The organism is Streptomyces sp. NPDC013157 (assembly GCF_042899865.1).
Classification (GTDB): Bacteria; Actinomycetota; Actinomycetes; order Streptomycetales; family Streptomycetaceae; genus Streptomyces.
In genome coordinates this window covers 86,203-109,690 of record NZ_JBIBAK010000027.1, presented here as the reverse complement: position 1 = coordinate 109,690, position 23,488 = coordinate 86,203, and the positions used below count along the sequence as shown (strand labels likewise).

The 23,488-nt window shown below is 72.3% G+C and carries 21 protein-coding genes and 1 pseudogene; 11 read left to right on the top strand and 11 right to left on the bottom strand.

Features of this window, described 5'->3' with window-relative positions:
* Positions 1-71: 71 nt before the first annotated feature.
* From ACFY6U_RS48850 to ACFY6U_RS48840, 3 genes are all read right to left on the bottom strand, one after another.
* The gene (locus ACFY6U_RS48850; protein WP_390049135.1) at positions 72-329 is read right to left on the bottom strand and encodes a hypothetical protein; all 258 of its coding nucleotides are present in this window, start codon (positions 327-329) and stop codon (positions 72-74) included.
* Positions 330-644: 315 nt separating this feature from the next.
* Positions 645-1,193, bottom strand: a complete 549-nt coding sequence (locus ACFY6U_RS48845) for a helix-turn-helix domain containing protein (RefSeq protein WP_390049133.1) — start codon at positions 1,191-1,193, stop codon at positions 645-647.
* Positions 1,194-1,210: 17 nt separating this feature from the next.
* The gene (locus ACFY6U_RS48840) at positions 1,211-2,737 is read right to left on the bottom strand and encodes a helix-turn-helix domain-containing protein (protein WP_390049131.1); all 1,527 of its coding nucleotides are present in this window, start codon (positions 2,735-2,737) and stop codon (positions 1,211-1,213) included.
* A gap of 446 nt (positions 2,738-3,183) precedes the next feature.
* Here ACFY6U_RS48840 and ACFY6U_RS48835 point away from each other — a divergent pair, with 446 nt between their 5' ends.
* Entirely contained in the window at positions 3,184-3,861 is a 678-nt protein-coding gene (locus tag ACFY6U_RS48835) for a hypothetical protein (RefSeq protein WP_390049148.1), read from the top strand.
* Positions 3,862-3,895: 34 nt separating this feature from the next.
* Here the strand turns inward: ACFY6U_RS48835 and ACFY6U_RS48830 are convergent.
* Positions 3,896-4,354 (bottom strand): annotated as a pseudogene (locus ACFY6U_RS48830) (Tat pathway signal sequence domain protein); the annotation flags it as partial.
* Here ACFY6U_RS48830 and ACFY6U_RS48825 point away from each other — a divergent pair.
* The 5 genes from ACFY6U_RS48825 to ACFY6U_RS48805 all read left to right on the top strand — a co-directional run bounded on the left by ACFY6U_RS48825 (position 4,254) and on the right by ACFY6U_RS48805 (position 9,937).
* Positions 4,254-5,027 (top strand): polysaccharide lyase family protein, encoded by a 774-nt coding sequence (locus ACFY6U_RS48825; protein ID WP_390049129.1) that lies wholly within the window; start codon positions 4,254-4,256, stop codon positions 5,025-5,027. The pseudogene ACFY6U_RS48830 and the gene ACFY6U_RS48825 sit on opposite strands and share 101 nt — an antisense overlap.
* A 97-nt stretch (positions 5,028-5,124) precedes the next feature.
* Entirely contained in the window at positions 5,125-6,297 is a 1,173-nt protein-coding gene (locus ACFY6U_RS48820) for a low temperature requirement protein A (protein ID WP_390049127.1), read from the top strand.
* A gap of 191 nt (positions 6,298-6,488) precedes the next feature.
* Positions 6,489-7,691 (top strand): MFS transporter, encoded by a 1,203-nt coding sequence (locus ACFY6U_RS48815; protein WP_390049125.1) that lies wholly within the window; start codon positions 6,489-6,491, stop codon positions 7,689-7,691.
* A gap of 148 nt (positions 7,692-7,839) precedes the next feature.
* Positions 7,840-8,214, top strand: a complete 375-nt coding sequence (locus ACFY6U_RS48810; RefSeq protein ID WP_089102071.1) for a nuclear transport factor 2 family protein — start codon at positions 7,840-7,842, stop codon at positions 8,212-8,214.
* 88 nt (positions 8,215-8,302) lie between these two features.
* Positions 8,303-9,937: an FAD-binding protein gene (locus ACFY6U_RS48805; protein WP_390049122.1), complete on the top strand. Its 1,635-nt coding sequence runs from the start codon at positions 8,303-8,305 to the stop codon at positions 9,935-9,937.
* Between the two features lie 106 nt (positions 9,938-10,043).
* On the opposite strand, the gene ACFY6U_RS48800 is transcribed toward ACFY6U_RS48805, so the two are convergent.
* The 6 genes from ACFY6U_RS48800 to ACFY6U_RS48775 are packed head-to-tail and all read right to left on the bottom strand — an operon-like array spanning position 10,044 to position 14,628.
* The gene (locus ACFY6U_RS48800) at positions 10,044-10,877 is read right to left on the bottom strand and encodes an SDR family NAD(P)-dependent oxidoreductase (RefSeq protein WP_390049120.1); all 834 of its coding nucleotides are present in this window, start codon (positions 10,875-10,877) and stop codon (positions 10,044-10,046) included.
* A 16-nt stretch (positions 10,878-10,893) separates the two neighbouring features.
* Positions 10,894-11,343, bottom strand: a complete 450-nt coding sequence (locus tag ACFY6U_RS48795; RefSeq protein WP_390049118.1) for a VOC family protein — start codon at positions 11,341-11,343, stop codon at positions 10,894-10,896.
* 5 nt (positions 11,344-11,348) lie between these two features.
* On the bottom strand, positions 11,349-11,720 hold the full coding sequence (locus ACFY6U_RS48790; protein WP_351484728.1) for a nuclear transport factor 2 family protein: 372 nt from the start codon (positions 11,718-11,720) through the stop codon (positions 11,349-11,351).
* A 33-nt stretch (positions 11,721-11,753) separates the two neighbouring features.
* A complete protein-coding gene (locus tag ACFY6U_RS48785; protein WP_390049116.1) occupies positions 11,754-12,566 on the bottom strand; it encodes an ester cyclase in 813 nt (270 codons plus the stop codon).
* Entirely contained in the window at positions 12,553-14,190 is a 1,638-nt protein-coding gene (locus tag ACFY6U_RS48780; RefSeq protein ID WP_390049114.1) for a GMC family oxidoreductase, read from the bottom strand. The genes ACFY6U_RS48785 and ACFY6U_RS48780 overlap by 14 nt, the downstream gene beginning before the upstream one ends.
* A 24-nt stretch (positions 14,191-14,214) precedes the next feature.
* On the bottom strand, positions 14,215-14,628 hold the full coding sequence (locus ACFY6U_RS48775) for a hypothetical protein (RefSeq protein WP_390049112.1): 414 nt from the start codon (positions 14,626-14,628) through the stop codon (positions 14,215-14,217).
* Positions 14,629-14,961: 333 nt separating this feature from the next.
* On the opposite strand from ACFY6U_RS48775, the gene ACFY6U_RS48770 reads away from it, so the two are divergent.
* The 5 genes from ACFY6U_RS48770 to ACFY6U_RS48750 are packed head-to-tail and all read left to right on the top strand — an operon-like array spanning position 14,962 to position 21,636.
* The gene (locus ACFY6U_RS48770; protein ID WP_390049110.1) at positions 14,962-15,798 is read left to right on the top strand and encodes a type 1 glutamine amidotransferase domain-containing protein; all 837 of its coding nucleotides are present in this window, start codon (positions 14,962-14,964) and stop codon (positions 15,796-15,798) included.
* Between the two features lie 43 nt (positions 15,799-15,841).
* Positions 15,842-17,518, top strand: a complete 1,677-nt coding sequence (locus ACFY6U_RS48765) for a thiamine pyrophosphate-binding protein (RefSeq protein WP_390049108.1) — start codon at positions 15,842-15,844, stop codon at positions 17,516-17,518.
* A 5-nt stretch (positions 17,519-17,523) separates the two neighbouring features.
* Positions 17,524-18,144 (top strand): DJ-1/PfpI family protein, encoded by a 621-nt coding sequence (locus ACFY6U_RS48760; RefSeq protein ID WP_390049106.1) that lies wholly within the window; start codon positions 17,524-17,526, stop codon positions 18,142-18,144.
* A 31-nt stretch (positions 18,145-18,175) separates the two neighbouring features.
* Positions 18,176-20,173: an alpha-1,4-glucan--maltose-1-phosphate maltosyltransferase gene (locus tag ACFY6U_RS48755; RefSeq protein WP_390049104.1), complete on the top strand. Its 1,998-nt coding sequence runs from the start codon at positions 18,176-18,178 to the stop codon at positions 20,171-20,173.
* A complete protein-coding gene (locus tag ACFY6U_RS48750; protein WP_390049102.1) occupies positions 20,170-21,636 on the top strand; it encodes a hypothetical protein in 1,467 nt (488 codons plus the stop codon). Before ACFY6U_RS48755 ends, ACFY6U_RS48750 begins: the two co-directional genes overlap by 4 nt.
* Positions 21,637-22,052: 416 nt before the next feature.
* On the opposite strand, the gene ACFY6U_RS48745 is transcribed toward ACFY6U_RS48750, so the two are convergent.
* Positions 22,053-23,411 (bottom strand): helix-turn-helix domain-containing protein, encoded by a 1,359-nt coding sequence (locus ACFY6U_RS48745; RefSeq protein ID WP_390049100.1) that lies wholly within the window; start codon positions 23,409-23,411, stop codon positions 22,053-22,055.
* Positions 23,412-23,488: the final 77 nt, after the last annotated feature.

Here is a 23,488-nt window from a genome sequence, read left to right as displayed (position 1 = left end):
GGGCTATTGGAATAGTCAGAAGGGGCGGCCGCGTCCCTGCGGAGGCGGCCGCCTGTGCACTGCCGTTGGGTTCAGAACCCGCGGGCGGTGAGCCACTCGTCCAGTGCGACCGAGACGATGTCGCCGATGGGCAGATGGTCGAGTTCGTTGTCCAGCGCGAAGCGCTTGAGTCGCTTCTTCAGCCTCAGTGCGGCGGGGACCGACGAATCAAGGCTCTCCCGCGCAATGATGCGCTGGTTGAGAACGACGGCGGCCTCGGGAATGTCCTTGGGACGGCCGGGACCATGAGGATACGGCGTTCCTTCACTGGGCGGCTCCTGAGATCGCACGTCCTGTTCCCGGTGAGCCCCTGGAGCATTAGTTCTCACTGGGAACGCCGTACCGCCTGCCGCAGGAGGAACTGTCGGGCGAACCGCAACCTCGCCGGCCGGGGCCGCACCAGAAGCCGTGGACGTTGCGTAGCCCAGATCGTGCTGTGCAACAGGTTCGGCTGACCGCACGGGCTGCACCGCAGGTACTGCAGGCAGTGCGGCCGAGATTGCTGACGGCGCCTGCTGCTCTACGGGCTCGCATGAGGCCGGGCGGGCCAGCGCGAACACTGCGCGGAGGCCTGTGGGACGCGCCGGGCTGCCGCAGTCGAGTCGTCATGAGGGCTCCTTGGGCTGGCGGGCGGGGCCATGACGGTGCTGGGGCCGCATGGGTGTACCGGCCTGACGCAGGAGTCGGTAGACGGTGGCGGTAGAGAAGTTGGAGTCCTTGGCCAGCGCGGGCACTGTCGCCCCGCCCTCGTATCGCACCCGCAACCAATGGGCGAGCTTGTGCTGTTTCGCCCGCGACGCCGCGGAACGGATCTGGATCGTCTGCCGGGTAGTGCGCACCTGCCCGCCTGCCTCGATCAGCAGCCGCCGCGCAGCCGGTTTGGACTTGCCCGCGGCCGCTGCGAGGTCGTCGAGGGTGGCGCCATGTTGGTCGTAGAGGGTGCGCAGCCGGGCAGCCAGACGGGCGCGAGCCTCCACGCCCTCACGCATCCGGCGGGTCTGCCACGACGTCCGCATCACCGTTCCGGCCGCACGCAGCCGGTTCAGGACCGTCCCATAAGGCAGGCCGCTGGTGGCCACGAGCTCCTGCACGGTGGCACCGGCCTCGTACTGCTTCCGCAGCGTCTGAGGGCTGGGCGGCTCACCCTTGGGCATTGTCGGGGGTGGTGGGTTCATGCTGCGGACTCCCATTCACGGAGGGCTTGGGCGTGGGCTGCGGCCAACTCGTCGTAGGTGCGCTGGTCGGCTGGACCGATGAGGATCAATCGGCCGTCCGTGGCCACCCGCCACCCCTCGGCGGGCCGGCCGGTGGCTGGGTCGAGGACGCGTCCGTCAGGGGCGTGCCAGGCCGGGGGTATCTCGTCCGCCCGTACCGCGGGCACCAGGACCTGGCGGCCGTCGTGCACGATCACCACGGCACGGCTGCGGTGCTCGGCCAGGTGTTCCAGCGCCTGGCGATAGGCCGCGCGTTGGTCCGCGTGCAGGGCCTTGCGCCGGGCTGCCGTGCCCGCTGTCCCGCTCTGCTGGGCGATCTCGTCCCAGCTCTGGGCGACCCGCAGGCCTGCAGCGGTCTGGGAGGCGGTAGGCGAGTGGCCGATGCCCGGCAACGCGTGGGGGCTGAGGGTCCAGGTCTCGCCGTGGTGCTGAACGAGACCGTGGCGGGCCAGGCGTTGCAGGGTGCGGTAAGTGGTGGCGCGGGAGACCGAGGAACTGGCGATCAGATCTGTGACGGTCTGGCTGGGACGGGCGCACAGAGCACTGATGATCATCAGTGCGGCGCTGCCGAGAGCGTGGTGGGCGAAGGCGTCGTGGCTCATCAGACGGGCCAGGACGGCGGAGTCGATGTCAGCGGTCGCGCCGGTCTCAGGGGTGGGCCACTCCTCAAGTGCCAGCCCGGGGGGGTACTGAGTGGTACGGGAACGGGACAGCACAGCGGTGCCCGCGTGCCGGTGGGGACTGCCCAGGGCCAGGTACCAGGTGGAGCCTTCACGGCCGTGTCCCACCCGCAGGCGCCGCAGCCAGCCCTGGGGCCTGAGGATGGTCTCGTAGACGGCCCGCAGGGTCGTCCGGGAGATCCCGGCCTCCTCGGCGGCTTGCCGCTCGCTGGCGTGGTGCAGCGGGCCGCCGGCGGTCTCGGCGAAGTTCAGATGTGCTCGCAGAACCCGCAGCGCGGTCCTGGCCCGCTCCCCGCACCACGGCGTGGTCTCGATACGGTCCCGCAGGGCTGCCAGCACCTCGTAGGCGTGATCCCGGGAACCGAGCACCATGCTGGTGCTCACGGTCTGCACAGCGCTGGCCCAGACCCTGTGGATGTAGTCCAGCGCACGCGCCTGCCCGGAGCGCAGGGCAATGTGCCGGGCGTGGCGTCCGCCCTCGTGGTCGGGGTGCAGCAGCAGTCGGGTCAGCTGGTCGACGCTTCCGCCGGCGCGGGCCACGTGGCAGGCGATTGCCGCGGTGATCCGGTGACCGTGCTCCGATATGCCCTGGCGGTCGCCGCGCAGGGTCACTGTGCGGCCGTCGGACCTGAGCCTGCTGTAGCGGCCGGTGAGGTCGCCGAGCAGGACCAGGTCGGCGGCGGGCCTGGGGAGGTGGGCGAGTCCCTGCAGCGTGGTGTGGCTGCCTGCGACTGCCTCTGGTGGGGGAAATTCCGGACGTGAAGCCGACAGAGAGTAGTGCGGGTGAGCTGTGGGGTGTGGCATTCTGGGGTCGTCCCAAGGACATGGACGCCACCAAGGCCCGCTAAAACCAGCGGTGGTGTCCGGAACCGACCTCCAATCGGTGCCAGCGAAGCCTCCAGGATTGCCGTCCTGGGGGCTTTCGTGCGCTCTGGCACCGGTCGGAGGCAGGCGTCCCCATCGCGGCTCGACCGGAGACGACCGAGAGGTCTGCCAGAGTCGCCACGCCGGATCCGAACCCGCCAACTCGGGTCATTCAGGTAGCAGTTCGGGAGGCTGATGCCTCTGACTGCCTCTGAGTGACCCGGGTCGAACCGGGGTCGAATCAGAGCGATTTCCTCTGACTGCCTCCGATCGCCTCTGCAACCCGACCTAGCAGGTCACAGCCGATTCGGCCTCAGTAAGCCCAGGTCAGAGGGGTGCGGCGGAATTACCGCTGGTACGAGGACGACCACTACTACGCGGGCGCGATGGCCATGCCCTGGATGTACGCGGGACGCCGCTGGGTCGCCACGCGCGACCTCCAGCTCCTGCGCTACCCGGAGAAGTCCGCCGTCGCCCAGCCGGTGACGGCGGGGTGCTACATCTCCACGTACTGGATCACCGACGGCCGGTACGCCGACCACATGAAGTGGACGGTCGCCATCAACCGGCGGCTGAACCGGGACGCCCGGGTCTACCAGGACCGGACCCATGTCTTCACGGCGTTCCAGGACCACGAGGCGACCGTGTACCGGGACGGGGCCGCCGGGCCGCGCGACTTCCACGCCCTCGACCATCCCTACGCGGGGCTGGTGGTCGAGATCGTCGACAGCGACTCGGCAGAGCAGCGGGCCGAGCTGGTGGAGTGGTTGCGCGGGCGGCACCTGCCGAGGAGGCTGACGGGTTCGCCGACCGCCATGGTGACCGTCTTCCGGCCGACCCCGCTCCCCGGTGACCGGATGACGTACGTGAAACAGGTGGAGGGCGTCGACACCCGGCTGACCCTGCTGTGGTTCCTGGAGACCGACCCGAGGGAATGCTGGGACGCCCACTTCACCGGCCTGGACACGGCGGTGGCGGAGTCCGGACTGGGCGAGGTGCAGTTCGTGGCGCCGTTCATCCCGACGGTGCCCGGAACGGACCGCTACGTGGACAGGCTGAGGTGAGCCCACCGGGTGCCGCGCCCCGGTGGGCCGGCGTTCAGTTCAGTGCGTCACCCGCCAGGGCGAGGTCCTCGATGGCCGCGAGACCGTACAGCGCCGTGGAGTTGGTGCTGACCCAGGTCGCGTCCGTCCCGGCGTTGAGCACGGTGGGGCCGTCGGTCCTCGTGGTCGTCCACGGGGTGCTCGCGGCCGGGTAGCCGTCGCTCGCGGCGAACTTGCTCCAGGCCCGGGTGGCCAGTGCGGCCTCGCCGGTCAGGCTCGCCGCGTACGCGTCCAGGCGGGAGTGGCCCTGGACCAGGCTCACCTTGAAACTCGCGCCGTAGCGGGCCTTCTGCTCGGCCGAGGTGGCGTTGAAGTAGCGGCAGTAGTCCAGCCAGGCAGCCTTGAAGCCCGGGATGTCGCTCTCGCCGAGGGTGTCGGGCAGCTCGGCGGCGAGTTCGGGCAGGCCGAAGCTCGCGGAGAGGTGGGAGACGGCGACGACCGGGGTGGACGCGAGCACCGGCAAGTACGGCGTCAAGGGCATCCTCCCCGGCACGTACACCCTCACCGTCTACAAGGGCGAGCTCGCCGTGCACACCCAGGACGTCACGGTCACCGCCGGCGCCGTCACCACCGTGCACACCATCACCATCACCGGCGACCCGTCCACGGCCAGCGCCGTCTGGCGCATCGGCGACTGGGACGGCACCCCGGCCGGCTTCCGGAACTCCTCCCTCGTCACCTACGCCCACCCCTCCGACTCCCGGGCCGCCGCGTGGACCACCGGCACCTACGTGATAGGCGCCTCGACCGCCTCCGCCTGGCCCGCCTACCAGTTCAAGGAGATCAACCAGGGACTGCTCGTCTCCTTCACCCGCACCGCCGCCCAGGCGGCCGCCGACCGCACTCTGCGCATCGGCATCACCACCGCCAAGGCGAACGGCCGCCCCCAGATCACCGTCAACGACACCTGGACCTCGGCCGTCCCCGCCGCCGTGACCGAGCCCTCCACCCGGACCCTGACCGTCGGCAGTTACCGCGGCAACAACCACGCCTACGCCTACGTCATCCCCGCCGCCCAGTTGCTGACCGGCACCAACACCCTGCGCATCGACGCGGCCAGCGGCTCGGCGGGCGGCGGCGGCTACCTCAGCCCCAGCTACGGTTTCGACGCCCTGGACCTGCTCTGAGGCCGAGTTCGGACATCCGGGGCCGGGACATCGCGCAGTACCCGCCGGGTTTCCACTGCGTGGCGGTGCCGGGGCGGGGCCGTGCCCCCATACAGGAATGACCGACGCAACCGCAGCGACGACGACCGCTCCCGCCGTTCCGGCGCGTGACCGCACCACCTGGGCGGAGCTCTTCTTCGACCTGGTCCTCGCGTTCGGCGTGGGCCAGGTCGCCCACCCGGTGGCCGTGCACCCGAGCTGGCCGGTGCTCGGCACCTGCCTGCTCGTGCTGGTCCCGCTCTGGTGGGCCTGGGTGGACGTGGTCATGGCGATGAACGCCGTGCACGAGACCAACCTGCAGCGGGTGTTCCTGCTGCTGACCGCGCTCGCCGTCTACGGCATGGCCGTGGCCGCCCCGCTCGCCCTGGAGGACCGGGAGGCGGCACTGCTGTACTCCGGAAGCTACCTCGCCCTGCGCCTGCTGATCGGGGAGGCGATCCGCAAGGAGTGCGCCCTCTACACCATCCACCCCTACCGGGCCGGACTCGGCTTCGCCGTGGTCCTGTTCGCCTGCGCGACCGTACCGGCGCCCTGGCGCGAGGTCTGCTGGACCTGCGCCGTCGTCGCGGAGATCGCCGCACCCGTCGTACTCAGCGGCCACCTGCGCCAGTTGGCGTTCGGCGTCAACCATCTGCCCGAGCGGTTCGGCCTGTTCGTGATGATCGCCCTGGGCGAGAACGTCTTCGCCGTCGGCGCCGGCGCCGCCCACGGCTCGCTCGCCCCGGCCGAACTGACCGCCCTCGTCCTGGCCTTCCTGGTCGGCTGCGCCCTGTGGTGGCTCTACTTCCACCTGGTGGCCTCGGCCGTCGCACACGCCCTGCGCACCCATCCGACCCCGTCCGTCGTCGTCCGCGACGTGCTCAGCTACGGCCATCTCGTCCTGGTCGTCGGCCTGTTGCTGGTCTCCGTCGGCGCGACCCGCACCGTCCGCCATCCCCTGGACACCCCGGACGGCCTGAGCGCCGCCCTGCTGCCGTCCGGTGCCGCCCTCTTCATGCTGGCGTTCTGCTACACCCGGCGCCGCATGTTCGGCGCCGCGTCCGCCACCCGGTTCTACGGCGGTCTCGCCCTGCTCGTCCTCGCGCTGCCGGCGTGGCGGCTGCCGGCCGTGGCCACCCTCGCCGCCACCACCGCGCTGCTCCTGCTGGTCAACGCGGTGGAGCACTGGCTGATCAGCTCCGGGCGGCAGGTGCCGCTGATCCTCCGGAACCGGGCGTTCGGCACGGCCTGACGGCGGCCCCGCGACGGCCCATGACGGCCCCGCGACGACCTGACGTAGTAGGCCGACGGACCTGGGGGAGTGCCGCACGGCCTTCCGGGGCGGGCTCGGCGGGACGCGGAGCGTTCCTAGGTTCGCTGTATGGAACTTTCCGGCTCCCGCCTTTCCGGCACCGATGACGAAGAGGAAGAGGAGGTGGCTTGATGCCGTCCCGCAACGCCTTACCCGCCCTGCTCTCCCTGTCGCTCGGCTACTTCAGCCTCGGGACGATCTCGCTGGCGGTCGTCGGCCTGAACGGCCCGATCGGCGACGACCTGCACGTTCAGCCGGCCACGGTGGGCATCCTGGTCACCGTCTTCGCGCTGACGTTCGCGGTCTGCGCGCCCACCGCCCCCATCCTGCTGCGCCGGTGGAACCGCAAGCGGGTACTGCTCGTCGGCGTCGGCCTGCTCACCGTCGGCGCGGCCCTCGGCGCCGTCGCACCGAACTACGGCTTCCTCACCGTCACCCGGGTGCTCGGCGCGATGGGGGCCGCGGTCTTCGGGCCCGGCGCCTCGGCGGCCGGGGCGCTGATCGTGCCGCCCGAGCGCCGGCAGCGGGCCCTCGCCACGGTGTTCGGCGGCATGACGGCCGCCGCGGTGCTCGGCGTGCCGCTGGCCTCGTTCCTCGGCGGCTCGCTGGGCTGGCGGCCGGCCCTGCTCGGCGTGGCCGCGCTGTCGGCGCTCTCCTTCGTGGCGGTCCTGGTGTTCGTGCCGGAGATCCCGGCCGGCGAACCGCCGACGGTCGGCGCCTACCGCGAGGCGATGCGCACCCCGGCCACGGCCGCCACGGTCACCACGACCCTGCTGTTCATGGCCGCCCAGTTCACCGTCTACGGCATCGCGGGCGCCTACCTGAAGGACCGCTTCGGTGCGTCCAGCGGGCTGATCTCGCTGACCCTGCTCGCCTTCGGCGTCATCGGGGTGGCGGGCAACGCCTGCGCGCCGCGGATCGCCGAGCGGCTGGGCGGCGGGCGCACGGTGAGCGTCGCGGTGCTCGGGCTCGCGCTCGGCTTCGTGCTGCTGCTGGTCGCCCCGCACTCCGCGCCCGGGGTCGTCTTCTTCGCGTTCTGGGCGTTCTTCAGCCAGATGTACCAGGCGCCGCAGCAGGCCCGGCTGGTGGAGCTGGTGCCGTTGCAGCCGGGGCTGATCCTCGCGATGAACGCCGCGGCGCTGTACCTGGGCATGAGCCTGGGCAGTTTCATCGGCAGCAGTCTCCTGCCGGGTCTGGGGGCCGGGCCGATTCCGTGGGCGGCGCTGGGTGTCCTCGTCCTGGCCGGGCTGGCCCACTTGTCCTCGGTTCGGCAGGTCGCCTCGGCGGCGGCCGGTGCGGACCGGTCTGCGACCACTCCCGTGCACACCAGCTGAGCGCACAGCTGAAAAGCCGCGATGCCTCGTCGGTCGGCTGCGGCGCCGTCGTGGCTGGTCGCGCAGTTCCTCCCCCCAGCCTTCGGCCGGGGGTACCCCCAGCGCCCCTTTGGGGCGCGATATTCCCCCGTCAGTCAAGGAGAACCCCATGAGCAGCCACCAGGTGAACTTCGTTCGGGAGTACATCGAGACCGTCTGGAACCAGGGGCGGACCGAACTGGCCGACAAGTACCTGGCCGAGGACCTCATCCAGCACAACCCGAACCTGCCCGACGGGCGGGCCCCGCTGGTCGAGTTCGTGGACGGCTTCCACAAGCAGTACCCGCGGGCCCGGTTCGAGATCCGCCGTGCGGCCGGCTCAGGAGACCTGGTCTTCCTGCACACCCGGTTCCGCGGCGACCCGGACGACCGCGGCATGGTCGTCGTGGAGGTGTTCCGGATCGACGAGGGACTGATCGTCGAGCACTGGGACGTCCGCGACGAGATCCCCGAGACCACCGTCAGCGGACACGAGGTCGTCTGACCGTCGCGTCCGCCGGTTCCCCCGTGCCGCCCGGGAGGCCCCGCGCCTCCCGGGCGGCAGCCGTTTCCCAGCGATTCAGGAGATACCTGTGACACGACAGCCACGACAGCAGCGGCCGGACCGGCGGCCCGCCGCCGGACTCAGCCGGCGCGGACTCCTCGGTTCGGCGGCCGCCGCCGGGGCCGGTGCGGCCCTCCTCCCGGCCCCCGCCCGCGCCGCGGAGCAGACGGCCGGCACCCCCGCCGCGGTCACCGTCGGCGCCTCCGACGCCCGCTATCTCGACCTCACCTCGCGCGGCTACAACGCGAGATTCACCGCCGCCCCCGACTCCGTGCGGCTCGTGCACAGCACCGAGCAGGTGGTGGCCGTCGTCCAGGAGGCCGTGCGCGACGGCAGACGGCTCGGGGTGCGCGGCGGCGGGCACTGCCTGGACGGGCTCGTCGACGACCCGGACGTACGGATACTCGTCGACATGTCCGAGATGGACGCCGTCCGGTACGACCCCGCCCGCCGGGCGTTCCTCGTCGAGGGCGGCGCGACCCTCGGGCACGTCTACCGGACCCTGTACCTGGAGTGGGGCGTGGCCCTGCCGGGCGGCACCTGCCCGACCGTCGGGGTCGGCGGGCACGTCACCGGCGGCGGGTACGGCGCGATGTGCCGGCAGCACGGCGCGGTCGTGGACCACCTGTACGCCGTGGAGGTGGTGACGGTGGACGCGTCCGGCACCGCCCGCGCGGTGGTCGCCACCCGGGAGCCGGACGACCCGCACCGCGAGCTGTGGTGGGCGCACACCGGCGGGGGCGGGGGCACCTTCGGCATCGTGACCCGCTACTGGTTCCGCTCCCCGGACGCCACCGGCGCCGACCCCGCCGGCCTGCTGCCGAGGCCCCCGAAGACGCTCCTGAAGTCCACGGTCACCATCAGGTGGAGCGACCTGACCGAGGCGGCCTTCACCGCGCTCATCGCGGACCACGGGGCCTGGCACGCCCGCAACAGCGTCGCCGGGTCCGCCTACGACAGCCTGCACAGCGTGCTCATCCTCTACAACCGGGTGCAGGGCGCCGTCGTGCTTAACACCCAGATCGACGGCACCCTCCCCGACTCCGCCACGCTGCTGGACGCGTACGTCACGGCGGTGGCCGGCGGCATCGGGGCGCCGTACGCCGAGGTCCGCTCCTCCTGGCCGTGGCTGAAGACCACGCTCAAGGACCCCTACGACACCGGCCTGTACAACCGGACCAAGTCCAAGGGCGCCTACCTGCGCAGGGGCTGGTCCGCCGCGCAGGCCTCGACGCTCTACGGCTACCTCTCCGACGCCGGCTACGACGGTCACGCCGGGATCCTGCTCTACTCCTACGGCGGCAAGGTCAACACCGTCGCGTCCTCGGCCACCGCGCTGGCCCAGCGGGACTCGGTCCTGAAGGCCAACTTCACGACGTACTGGCCCGACGCCGCCTCCGACGACCGGCACGTCACGTGGATGCGGAACCTCTACCGGGACCTGTACGCGGACACCGGCGGGGTGCCGGTGCCGAACGGCACCAATGACGGCTCGTACATCAACTACCCGGACACCGACCTCGCCGACCCGGCCTGGAACACCTCGGGGGTGGCCTGGCAGAGCCTGTACTTCAAGGGAAACCTGGCCCGCCTGCAGGCCGTGAAGGCGGCCTGGGACCCGCACAACGTCTTCCACCACCGTCTCTCCGTCACCGCGCCCTAGCGGCCGGGAAGAGGGACGAAGAGGTACGAAGGGGGACATGGGCGAGCCCCCGCCTCGCTGCGGTGAGGCGGGGGCTCGTCCCGTTCGGGGAGGCGGCGGGCGGGGCTCAGCCGAAGCTGGCCGGGAACGCCACCCCGGTCAGCGACTCGCTCAGCTTCCGCAGCTGGGCGCGGGCGCCCTCGTCGTACGCCTGGGCGCCCGCCCGGGCCCGCGTCGAGCGGTTGAAGTAGACGCCCGACACGTCGTCCAGCGCCGGGTCGGTGATCAGCCGCAGGGTGTTGCGCATGCCGTCCGCGACCGTGCTCTGCGGGGTGAACAGGTTCACCACCATCTTGGTCGGCATGTACGACGCCGGGTGCAGCGCGTTGGCCGTGACCCCGGTGCCGCGCAGCCGTTCGGCCAGGTCGAAGGTGAGCGAGATCTGGGCGAGCTTGGCCTGGCAGTAGGCCTGTACGCCGTCCCAGTTGCGCTCCAGCATCACGTCACGGAAGTCGATCGGCGCCTGGCCCGCGGAGCTCACGTTGATGATGCGGGCCGGGGCCGAGGCCACCAGCAGCGGGGCGAGCCGGCAGCTGAGGATGTACGCGGCCAGGTAGTCGACCTGGAAGGTGAGCTCCAGGCCGTCCTGGCTCTCCTGGCGGGCCAGCTCGACGCCGATGCCCGCGTTGTTCACCAGTACGTCCAGCCGGTCGTACGTGGTGAGGATCCGCTCGGCGAGCTTGCCGATGTCCTCCAGCGAGGAGAAGTCGGCCAGTTCGTAGCTGAGCCGGCCGGTGGCGCCGGCTGCGCGCAGCTCGGCCAGCAGGTCCGCGCCCTTGGACGCACTGCGGCCGTGCAGGATCAGCGAGGCGCCCTGCGCGGCGAGTTCACGGGCGACCGCGCGGCCGAGACCGTCGGTCGCGCCGGTGATGAGAATGGTCTGCTCGGGAACGGCCTTCATGTGGGGAACTCTCCTGTCAGGCGTACGTTGCCAGTTCTTCGGTGGACTGGTCGGTGTATCCCTGGCTGACCTCCACCACGACGCCGTCCGGGTCGGAGACCCAGACCGTCTTCCAGCCGGGGATGAACTCGTCGAACGTCAGCGGCCCGAGCGTCGGCTCCAGCTCGCCCTGGGCGGCGGCGAGGAACGCGTCCACGTCGTCGACCTGGAAGGCGAGGTGGCGGGCGGTGCCGGGGCTGTCCGGGCCGTCCTTCGCGGCGGTCACCAGCGGCTCCGCGTCGGTCGCGAACAGCTCCAGGCAGGCCGGGCCGTTGCGCAGGAAGACCACGCGGGCGCCGTCGGCCTCCACGACCCGGGCGCGGCGGAAGCCGAAGTGCCGGGTGTAGAAGTCCTCGGTGGCCTTCTGGTCACGGCAGTTGAGGCCCACGTGCGCCCAGCGCAGGCCGTTCGGGGCGGCGGTCGTCACGGCCGTCACTTCCCGGTGACCGGGGCGAACGGCACGGTGTCGTGGACGTTCGTCATGTAGGTGATCAGCCCGCCGCGTACCCGGAAGTAGTTGCACACCACGGCCTCGACCGCGATGCCGTCCGGGGTGCGGGCGGTGATGTCGGAGACCACCGCGGCCTGCTCGCCGTCCACGACCACGAGGCGGGGGACGTTGGCGAAGGAGGCGTACATCTGCGGGAAGCCCTTCATCATCTCCCGGAGCGTCTCGCGTCCCTCGACGTGCCCGGCCAGCTGCTCGTCCATGGTCTGGTCGATGGCGAACAGGTCGCACCAGGCGTCCCAGTCCCCCTCGTTGGCCAGCCGGTAGTACGTGTCGACCACTTCTCGGGTGCTCATGCGCCCGTCCTTTCCTGCGTGCCTGTCGTGGGGTCAGGGGAGGTCCACGCCGAGCTGGCGCATCAGGCCCGCGGTGTCGGCCTGGACCCAGCGCTCGACGACCTTGCCGTCCTCCAGGCGGTAGACCTCCAGGCTGGTCCAGGAGACCTCCTTGCCGGTCGGCTCCTTGCCGAAGAAGGGCGCGATGTGCCGGCCGTGGAAGGTGATGTGCATGATCACCTTGTCCGGGGCGGCCGGGTACAGGGCGTCGAGGTGCACGCGCATGTCCAGCGCGTCGTGCGCGCCCTTGATGATCACCTTGAGCTCGTCGAGGCTCTCGACGCTCCAGGCCGGGTTGTTGTCCTTGAACGTGGGCCCGAACAGCTCGTCGAGGTCGTCGTAGCGGCGCTCGTTGACGGCGTCGCTGACCTGCCGGACCACGGTGTAGTTCAGGTCGTCGGAGGACAGCTGGGCGCGCAGGCCGAGCAGGTCGTCCTGGGCCCAGCGCTCGGCGAACAGGCCGTTCTCGGCCCGCCAGATCTCGGTGGTGGACCACTCGACCTTGCGGCCGGTGGCCGGGAGGCCGAGCACGTCGCCGAGGTGGGTGCCGGTGAGCTTGACCCGGGTGACGATCCGGTCGTCGCCGAGCGGCGCGCCCTCCTCCAGCTCGCCCTTGAGGTCGAGCGACTCGTGCGCGCCGCGCACCGCGTCCAGGTAGGAGTCGATGCCGCTGATGTCGAAGCCGGGGTGGTGGTCGGTGAAGTCGGGGCTGAGCACGGCACGGACGCCTTGCAGGTCGCCGGCGTTCAGCGCGTCGAGGAAGCGCCCGTAGAGCTTCTGGATGTCCTGCTGGTCACGGGTGGACATGGTGCATCCCCTCGCTGGGTCGGGCGGCGGTCGGAAGCGGCTGGGAGGTGCCGAGGGCGAACGCCGCCGCGCGCTCGCCGATCATGACGCTGGGTGCGTGGGTGTTGCCGGCCACGATGGACGGCATCACGGAGGCGTCGGCGACCCGGAGGCCCCGGATGCCGTGGACGCGCAGCTCGGGGTCGGTGACGGCGTCCGGGCCGCTGCCCATCCGGCAGGTGCCGGCCGGGTGCCACAGGGTGGTGGCGTTGGCGGCGACGTAGGCGCGCAGCTCGGCCGGGGTGGTGACGTCCTTGCCGGGGCCGAGTTCGTCGCCGCGGAAGGCGTCGAAGGCCCGGGTGGCGGCGAGTTCGCGGGCCAGCTCGACCCCGTACGCCAGGACGTCCAGGTCGGCCGCCGAGGTGAGGTAGCCGGCGCTGATCACCGCGTTGGACTCGGGGTCGGCGTCGCGCAGCCGGACCCGGCCGCGGCTGTGCGGGAGCACGGCGATCGGGGCGAAGGTGAGGCCGGGGCCCTCCCACTGGTCGGCGGGCGCGCCGGCCGGCAGGAACTTGACCGGGCCGAAGGTGAACTGCAGGTCGGGCGGGCCGTCCGGGTCGGCGGCCGGGGTGTGGGTGAACAGCCCGGCCTCGGAGAGCAGCGCGCCGGGCGGGTGTTCCTGGAGGGACTGGTAGCAGACCGGGGTGAAGAGGTGGTCCTGGAGCCCGGCGCCCACGCCCGGCAGGTCCCGCACGCAGTGGATGCCGTGCTCCCTGAGGTGGTCGGCGGGGCCGATGCCGGACAGCATCAGGAGCTTCGGCGACTCGAACGCCCCGGCGGACACGATGACCTCGCGCTCGGCGCGGATCCGGGCCGGGGCGCCGCCCAGGACGTACTCGACGCCGGTGACCCGGTCCCCGTCGAGGAGCAGCCGGGTGGTGCGGGCGCCGGTCACCACGGTCAGGTTGGGCCGGTCCAGGGCCGGGCGCAGATAGGCGTCGGCGGCGCTGCACCGCCCGCCCGCGTCGTCGCGGTTGGTCTGGTACAGGAAGCCGAACCCGTCCTGCCGGGCGCCGTTGTAGTCGCCGTCGCTCGCGGCGTCGTGGCCGAGCTCACCGGCCGCCGCCACGAAGGCGGACGCCAGCGGGGACGGATTGTCCAACTGCCGTACCCGGACCGGGCCGTCGGCCCCGCGCAGCTCGGAGCCGCCGCCGGAGTAGCTCTCGGCGGCACGGAAGTACGGCAGGACCTCGTCGTAGGACCAGCCGGTCGCGCCCTCGGTGACCCAGCGGTCGTAGTCGTGGCGGCTGCCGCGCACCCACATCAGGGCGTTGACGGAACTGCACCCGCCGAGGACCTTGCCGCGGGCCACCGGGACGCGGCGGCCGTCCATGCCGGCCTCGGGTTCGGTGACGTAGCCCCAGTCGATCTCGCCGCGCCAGTCGGCGGTGAGCAGGGAGAGGACCGAGGCGGCGTCGGCGTGGTGGATCTCCGGGCGTACGTCCGGGCCGCCGGCCTCCAGCAGGATCACGGTCACGGACGGGTCCGCGCTGAGCCGGGCGGCGACGGCGCAGCCGGCGGAACCCGCGCCGACCACCACGTAGTCGGCGCCCTGTGGCACCGGGGGAGTCGGATTCGACGGCATGACAGCCTCCAAACGGTGACGGGGTCAGAGGGCGGCCGGCTCGCCGACCTGGTAGTCGACGATCACCGGGGCGGCGCCCTGCGCGGGGCGTTCGAGCCGCCACTGCTGGTTGATCCGGAACGAGGACACGGTGCCGTCGGCGGTGGACTTCGCCGTCCAGACGACGGTCAGGTCGATGCCGATCCGCGGGCCGTCCTCCTGGTGGACGAGCTTCTCCACGGTGTGGTCCTGCTCGCTGTAGGCCTCACCGACGGCCGCGTACCAGTCGAGGAAGTCCGCGTGGCTGTGCAGGGTGCGTTCCGGGAAGGCCATCTCCAGGCCCTCGTCGGCGACGAAGGGCAGCAGCTCCGCGACCGGGGCGTGCACGTTGAGCAGGCCGAACCAGCGCTGCACGAACTCCTCGATCTCCCGGTCGGAGCCGGTCTGTTCGGTGGACATGGATGTCTCCGCTCATCGGGGTCCCGCCCCCGGGAACCGGGAGCGATACGCGTCCGATGACCCCACAGCCGGGGCGCCCCGCGCGCTCCGCGCCAGGACACGGGGGCGCACTGTGCGAAGTCGCGGCTCCGGCTCGGGCAACTCGCCTGCCGGGACGGCCGTACCGTCCGGTAGCGACCGGCCCGCAGGCGTTGGCCACAACATGCCGTAGTGCATTCGGCCACTTGGGCATGTGCCGTGAGCACGGGTGGCGGCGATGGTCCGGACGAAGTGCCCCGCCGTAGACAGGAATCCGCCACTTGGCACCGTCCCGCCGAAACCGGGAGGAATCCCATGAGCAGGCGCATCCTCGTCGTTCTCTCCGAACACGGCTACTGGGGCGAGGAGTTGATCGGCCCCCTGGAGACCTTCGACCAGGCCGGCTACCACGTCACCTTCGCCACCCCCACCGGCAAGCGGCCCCAGGCGCTGCCGCCGAGCATGGACCCCGAGTACGTCGACCCGCCGCTCGGCCGGTCCGTCACCACGCCCGAGATGGCGGCCAAGGTACGGGCCGTCGAGGAGTCGGACCGGCTCGACAACCCCCTCGACCTCGCGTCCTGGCTGCCCGACCGGCCCTACCGCTCCCGGCCGTACTTCCTGCGCGACTGGGAGGGCTACCACAGCCGCCTGGAGCAGATCCGCCGGCAGATCGCCGACCGCTACGACGCGCTGCTGATCGTCGGCGGCAGCGGACCCATCGTCGACCTCGCCAACAACTGGCGGGTGCACGACCTGATCCTCGCCTTCCGCGAGCTGGACCGGCCGATCGCCGCCGAGTGCTACGGCGTCGCCTGCCTGGCTTTCGCCCGCGACCAGGAGACCCGGACGTCCATCATCCGGGGCAAGCACGTCACCGGGCACTGCATCGAGTACGACTACAAGGACGGCACCGGGTTCCTCGGCACCGACTTCGTGATGGGCCCGCCGCCGTACCCGCTGGAGTACATCCTGCGCGACGCCACCGCGCCCGGCGGCGCCTACCACGGCAACTTCGGCAAGGAGACCTCGGTCATCGTCGACTACCCGTTCATCACGGGCCGTTCGACCCCGGACTCCTACCTGACCGGCCAGAAGACCGTCGAGGTCCTCGAACAGGGCCTGCGTCAGTGGGGGTTCAGGACCTCCTGACGTCCTGACATCCGTCCCGCGAAAGGTCCGAGAGGTGACCAGCATGGACAGCAGGCCCGCGCGCGTCGCGCTCCTGGAGCAACTGGAGGCCGAAGGCGTCCGGTACATGTTCGGCAACCCCGGCACGGTCGAGCAGGGGTTCCTCGACGAACTGCGCTCCTTCCCCTCGATCCAGTACGTCCTGGCCCTGCAGGAGGCCACCGCCGTCGGCATGGCGGACGGCCACGCCCGCGCCACCCGCACCCCGGCGGTCCTGCAGCTGCACTCCGGGGTCGGCCTCGGCAACGGCATCGGCATGCTCTACCAGGCCATGCGCGGCCACGCCCCGATCGTCACCCTGGTCGGCGAGGCCGGGCTGCGGTACGCCGGACTGGACGCCCAGATGGCGGCCGACCTGGTCGGTATGGCGGAGCCGGTCACCAAGTGGGCGACCCGGGTGCTCGACCCCGACTCCACGCTGCGCGTGCTGCGCCGCGCCTTCAAAGTGGCTGGAACCCCGCCGTACGGGCCGGTCCTGGTGGTGCTGCCGGCCGACGTGATGGACGCCGGCACCCGGGAGGCGGTCGTTCCGGTCAGTTACCCGGACACCCGCAGCCTCCCCGCCCCGGACACCGTCGCCCGGGCCGCCGCGCTGCTCGCCGGGGCCCGCCGCCCGCTGATCGTGGCGGGCGACGGCGTGCACTTCGCGGGCGCACAGGCCGAACTGGCCCGCCTCGCCGAGGTGTGGGGCGCCGACGTGTACGGCGCCGACTGGGCCGAGGTCAACCTCTCCGTCCAGCACCCGGCGTACGCGGGCCAGTTGGGGCACATGTTCGGCGAACAGAGCCGGCGGATCACCGGCGCGGCCGACGGCGTCCTGATCGTCGGCACCTACGCGCTGCCCGAGGTGTTCCCGGCCCTGTACGACGTCTTCGCCGAGGGCACCCCGGTGGTCCACGTGGACCTCGACACCGACGCCATCGCGAAGAACTTCCCGGTCGACCTCGGGATCGTGGCCGACCCGAAGGCCACCCTCGGGCTGCTCGCCGACGCGCTGCACGGGGAGATGGGCGACGAACGGCGGGCCGAGGCGACCGAGCGGCTGCGGGTGCGGGCCGCCGAGCGGGCCGACGCCCTGGCCGGCGCCCGGGAGCGGGACCTGTCCGAGGGCGAGGCGCAGTCCGTGCCCACCGCCGCCTTCGCACGCGAACTCGCCCGGCAACTCCCGTCGGACGCCCTGCTGTTCGACGAGGCGCTGACCGCGTCCCCGGTGCTCTTCCGCCACCTGCCGCCCACCGTGCCCGGCCGGTGGATGCAGACCCGGGGCGGCTCCCTCGGCGTCGGCCTGCCCGGCGCGCTCGGCGCCCAGCTCGCCCACCCCGACCGCACGGTGGTCGGCTTCACCGGCGACGGCGGCAGCATGTACACCTTCCAGGCGCTGTGGACGGCCGCCCGGCACGGCCTGCCCACCAAGTTCGTGATCTGCAACAACGGCAGCTACCGGCTGCTGGAGGACAACATCGAGGAGTACTGGCGGGAGACCGGCATACCGGCCCACGAACAGCCCGGCATGTTCGACCTCTCCCACCCGCCCATCGACTTCACGGGCCTCGCCCGCTCCCTCGGCGTGGCCGCCGTACGGGTGGAGAAGCCCGGCCAGGCCGAGGGCGCGGTGGCCCAGGCCCTCGCCCACCACGGGCCGTTCCTCGTCGACCTGGTGACGGCCAAGGGAAAGGGGTGACCGCCGTGCGACTGAACGGACACAAGATCGCCGTCCTGATGGAGAGCGACTTCTACGAGCCCGAGATCCTCTACTACCGCTACCGCTTCCCCGAGGAGGGCGCCGAGGTCCACTTCCTGACCCGGCTCTGGGGCAACGAGGGCATGACCTTCCAGGGGCACGAGCACCGCATGCCCTTCGAGGTCACCGAGTCCTTCGAGGACCTCGACGAGTTCGCACTGAAGGAGTACTCGGCGGTGATCGTCCCCTCCGGGATGGTCTCCGACCGCCTCCGCTACACCGAGGACCCCGACCGGCTGCCGCCCGCCTCGCAGTTCCTGCGCCGCGCGTTCGCCGACCCGGCGATCGTCAAGGGCATCATCTGCCACGGCATGTGGCTCGCCGCGCCCGTCCCGAACCTGATGCGCGGGCGGCGCGCGGTGGTGCACAACAACCTGCTGGGGGACCTGCGGAACATGGGCGGCGAGTACGTCGACCAGGACGTCGTCGTCCACGACGACCTGGTCACCGGCCGTACCGGCAACCACTGCCACGTCTTCGCCCGCACCATCATCGACCTGCTCGCCGACCGTCAGCCCGCCGAGCCCGTCCCGACCGCCCGGGCCGGCCAGGCCGGGCAGGGCTGACGGGACGGGAACGGGGAGAGGAGCGATCATCATGACACCGGTGACCGGGCGCATCCCCGTCCTCGACGTCCGCCCCCGGGTGCGGGACGGGGAACTGCCCGCCAAGGCCGTGACCGGCGAGCACCTCGACATCACGGCCACCGTCTTCCGCGAGGGCCACGGCGTGATCGCCGCGGACGTGGTCCTGCGCGGCCCCGGGGGAGCCCCGGCCCGGCGGGTGCCGATGACCCTCGTCGACGCGGACGCCGACCGCTGGAGCGCCACCGTGGTCCCCGACGCCGAGGGCCTGTGGACCTTCCGGGTCGAGGCCTGGGCCGACCCCCTGGCCACCTGGCGCCGGGACGCCGCGCTGAAGACCGCGGCCGGCGTCGACACCGAACTCACCCTGCGCGAGGGCGTGCTGCTGCACGAACGGGCGGCACACGGGGACAACGACATCACCGACTGGGGCCGGCGGGAGGAGGTCCGGGCCGCGGTCGCCGCGCTCCGCGACACCCTTGGCCCGGCCTCGGCCCGGCTGGCGGCCGTCACCAACCCCCGGGTGACGGCGGCCCTGGGCCGCTACGCACTGCGCGAACTGGTCACCGCCTCCCGGCCGTTGCCGCTGCGCGTGGAGCGGCGGCGGGCCCTGGTGGGGTCCTGGTACGAGCTGTTCCCGCGCTCGGAGGGCGCGGTCGTGACGGCGGACGGGCGGACGGTGAGCGGCACCCTGCGGACCGCCGCCGCCCGGCTGCCCGCCGTCGCCGCGATGGGCTTCGACGTGGTGTACCTGCCGCCCGTCCACCCGATCGGCGCCACCCATCGCAAGGGCCGGGACAACACGCTCGTCGCGGGCCCCGACGACGTCGGCTCGCCCTGGGCCATCGGCTCCTGGCAGGGCGGCCACGACGCGATCCACCCCGACCTCGGCACCCTGGAGGACTTCCGGTACTTCGTCACCGCAGCCCGGGGCCTCGGCCTGGAGGTGGCGATCGACTTCGCCCTCCAATGCTCCCCGGACCACCCGTGGGTGACCGCGCATCCCGAGTGGTTCCACCACCGGGTGGACGGCTCGGTCGCCTACGCCGAGAACCCGCCCAAGACCTACGAGGACATCCACCCCCTCGACTTCGACACCGACTTCGAGGGCCTGTACGCCGAGGCGCTGCGCGTCCTGCGGCACTGGACGGCACAGGGCGTCCGGATCTTCCGCGTCGACAACCCGCACACCAAACCGGTGCACTTCTGGGAGCGGCTGATCGCCGAGGTCAACGCCGGCGACCCGGACGTGGTCTTCCTGGCCGAGGCGTTCACCCGGCGGGCCATGGTGCACGCCCTGGCCCAGGCCGGCTTCCAGCAGTCGTACACCTACTTCACCTGGAAGAACACCAAGCGGGAACTGACCGAGTACCTGCCCGAACTCTCCCGGGACAGCGCCGACTTCCTGCGGCCCAACCTGTTCGTGAACACCCCGGACATCCTGCACGCCTACCTTCAGCACGGCGGCCGGGCCGCCTTCGAGGTCCGGGCCGTGCTGGCGGCGACCGCCGCGCCCAGCTGGGGGGTGTACGCCGGGTACGAGCTGTGCGAGAACACCCCGCTGGCCGAGGGCACCGAGGACTACCTCGCCTCGGAGAAGTACCAGTTGCGGCCGCGCGACTGGGCGGCCGCCGAGGCCGGGGGGCGGACCATCGCCCCGCTGATCACCCTGCTCAACCGGCTCCGCCGGACCCGTCCGGCCCTCCAGGAACTGCGCAACCTGCGGCTCCAGCACACCGACAACGACCAGATCCTCGCCTACTCCAAGCACGTGGAGCTGCCCCAGGGCGGCACCGACGTGGTGCTGGTCGTCGTCAACCTGGATCCGCACCGGACCCAGGAGGCCACCGTGACCTGCGACCTGGCGGCCCTCGGCCTGCCCGTCGACGGCACGCTCAAGCTCCGCGACGAACTCACCGGAGCCGCCTACGCCTGGGGCGAGTCCACCTACGTGCGCCTCGACCCGGCCCACCAGGTCGCGCACGTACTGACGACCGAGGAGGCGTCATGAGGACGGGCACGAGGACGGAGACGAGTACGGCGGCGAGTACGGCGGCGAGGGCGGAGATCCTGCAGCCGCTGCTGCCCGCGCTCGGGCCGTGGATGGCGGGCCGCCGCTGGTTCGACACCCGCTACGCCGGGGCCCCGCTGACCGCCGAGGCGGCCTCGGTGGTCGGCGACGAACCCCCGCTGCTGCTGCACGCCGTGGTCTCGGCGGACGGCGCCGCCGGACCGCTGCGCGTCCAGCTCCTGCTGGGCCTGCGTCCGGACCTGCCCGACCGGCTGGCCCCCGCCGCGATCGCCACCGTGCCGGCCGGCCCCTGGCGGGGCTGGCGGGTCTACGACGCGCTGGCCGACGGCACCGTGCTCGCCCTGCTGCTGCGCACCCTGGCGGGCGGCGGCGCCGAGCACGGGCCGCGCCTGGAGCGCAGCTCCCGCTATCCGCTGCCCGTCGGCCTGGTGCCCCGCCCGCTCCAGGTGGAGCAGAGCAACACCTCCGTGGCCTACGGCGACCGGGTCCTGCTGAAGATCTTCCGCCGCCCGGAGCCGGGACCGCACACCGAGGTCGAGGCCCTGCGGGCGCTCACCGGCCAGGACTGCGCCCGCACCCCCCACCTCTACGGAGCGGTGCACAGCGACGCCCCCGGCGCGGAGGGCCTGGTGCTGGGCCTCGTCGAGGAGTTCCTGCCGGACGCCCGGGAGGGCTGGGCGGAGGCGGTACGGCAGGCCACCGGCTCCGTGGCCGGCACCGGCCGCGGCGGACCGGCCGGCGGCGGCTTCACCGCGGACGCGGCCGCCCTGGGCCGGGCCGTCGCCGACGTGCACGGCGCGCTGGCCGAGGCGTTCGGGCGGACCCGGCTGACCGCGGCGGACGTGGCCGAGGAGACGGCCCGGATGACCATGCGTCTCAAGGAGGCCGCCGAGGAGGTCCCGGCCCTCGCCCGGTACACCGCACGGCTCGGCGCCCTCTTCGACGACTGCGCCCGGGTGGCCGGGCGCGGCTGCCCGCTCTACGTCCAGCGCACCCACGGCGACCTGCACCTGGGGCAGGCGCTCCGGGCCCACGACGGCTGGCGGATCGTGGACTTCGAGGGCGAGCCGGCCCAGCCCGCCGCAGAACGGGCCCGCCCGCAGCCGGTGCTGAAGGACGTCGCCGGCATGCTCCGCTCCTTCGACTACGCGGCCCGTACCGGGCTCGCCGCCGTCGAGGACGGCGACCCGGCGGAGACCTCGCCGGCGGCCCGGCTGCGGCGGCGCCGGCGCGCCTCCGCGTGGGCGGTGCGCAACCGGCGCGCGTTCGTCGCCGGGTACGCGGCCGCCGGCCACGAGGACCCGGACTGCCACCCCGTACTCCTGCGCGCCTTCGAGGCGGACAAGGCCGTCTACGAGGCCGTGTACGAGTCCCGGCTGCGCCCCGACCGGCTGCCGGTCCCGCTCGCCGCGATCCACCGGCTGGCCGCCGCTCCACACTGACGGCCGGCCACCCGCGAGCCGTCGCACCGGCCCAGGCTCCCGGGCCGGCACCGAACCCGACATCCGGCCCGCACGTCCGGCCCGGTGCCGGCGCGGGTGCCCGACCGGGCGTGCGGCCCGGCCTCCGACCGGGCGTGCGGCTCGTCGTCCGGCCCGGGTGCGCGACCGGTTGCCCGGCCCGGAGTCCGACCGGGCGGCCGGCTCGGTGTCCGGCCCGGTGCCGGTCCGGGCGTGTGGCCCGGGGGCGGACCCGGCTCGACCCGGCGTCGGACCCGCGTCGAATCCGGCGGCGAAAGGACCGAACCGGAACAGGGAAATCGGTGCTCGACGGACTTTCAATTCTCTTAGCCGTGCGGGTATTTCACGGCGGTTCCGGAAGGGGAATTCAGGTGGCGCGCGGAACGGGGCGGAGCGGGTCAGGAACGGCCCTGCTCGGTGAAGGACGTGCTCGGGTCGCGGTTCGGGGCCAGACCGGCCGACGACAGCGCCTGGTCGTACGCCTGCAGGGCCGCCGTGCTGTTGCCCTGGCGGCGCCACAGGTCTCCCACGTACCGCCAGTTGAGCGCGGTCTGGTGGGACGGCGGGAACTGGCGCAGCTGCCGGGTCGCGGCCTGCAGGCACTGGCCCGCCTGCTCGTGGTCGCCGCGCAGCAGATGGATCTCGGCGAGCGTGGCGCGCGCGCCGACCGCCTGGATGCGGGACTCCGGGCCGGTGAGGCCGAGGGCCCGCTCCGCGTGGGCCGCGGCCTCGTCCCAGTTGCCGAGCATCGCGTCCGCGTCGGCCAGACCGATCTCGCACTGGGCCAGCTCGGGCGCGTTGCCGACCTCTGCCAGCAACTGCTGGGCCTCCTCCAGGAGTTGCTTGGCGCGTGCCGGTTCGGGCTGGTCGACCTGGAGGAGCAGCGAGCCGCAGTTCATCTTGAGCATGGCGACGTGGCGGATGTTGTCGTCCTCGGACATCAGCGCCAGCGCCCGCTCCACCAGGGCCAGCGCCTCGTTCAGCTGGCCGCGGGAGCGGGCCACGAGCCCCGCGTTCCAGAAGACGGCACCCCGTGCGGCCCGCGCCCCCTGCTTCTCGGCGGCGTCGAGGAGCCGGACGCCGAGCAGCTGGGCCCGGGTGAGGTCACCGCGCATGTGGTACGACGCCATGAGCGTGGCGCCGAGCTGGACGTGGTCGACCGTGACGTCCAGGCCGAGGGCGTCGAGGCGGGACATGGCCCGCTCGGCGATCTCGATGCTCGTCGTGATGTCGCCGGCGTTGCGGTAGCAGCGGCACAGGGCGACCGACACCGTGCACCAGTCGGCGGAGCCGGGCGGCAGTTCGGGGTCGCGCTGGAGGTCTTCCAGGATCGTGATGGCGGCCTCGATCCGGTCGAGCTTCTCCAGGGCGGAGGCCTGCGCGATGCGGGCGCGCCGGGTCATCGACGGGTCCAGCAGGGACGGCTTGGCCAGGAGGTCGCTCAGGGTCTGGAGGGCCTCGCCGTTGCTGCCGTTGCGCAGGGCCATCTCGCCGAAGGCCAGCCGCAGCCGGGTCTCCTCCAGTTCGTGGTCGTCGCGTCCGGTGCGCAGGTACTCCACGGAGCACCCCAGGCGCTCGGCGAGCGCGGCGAGCACCGAGTCCGACGGCGCGCCGCGCTTCCCCGACTCGATCAGGGAGATGTAGCTCGCCGAAATCTCACCGGACGCGAGGTCCTGCTGCTTGAGTCCACGTTTGCCGCGCAACACCCTGATGCGCTCGCCCAGTCCTGCGGCCGTCGCGTTGCCGAGTGGATCCATGCCAACTCCTCGGTGCAGTACTTGACTGTGGGGATGACAGATCGATGTTACCAGTAAGTTGATATCCACCCAATGGG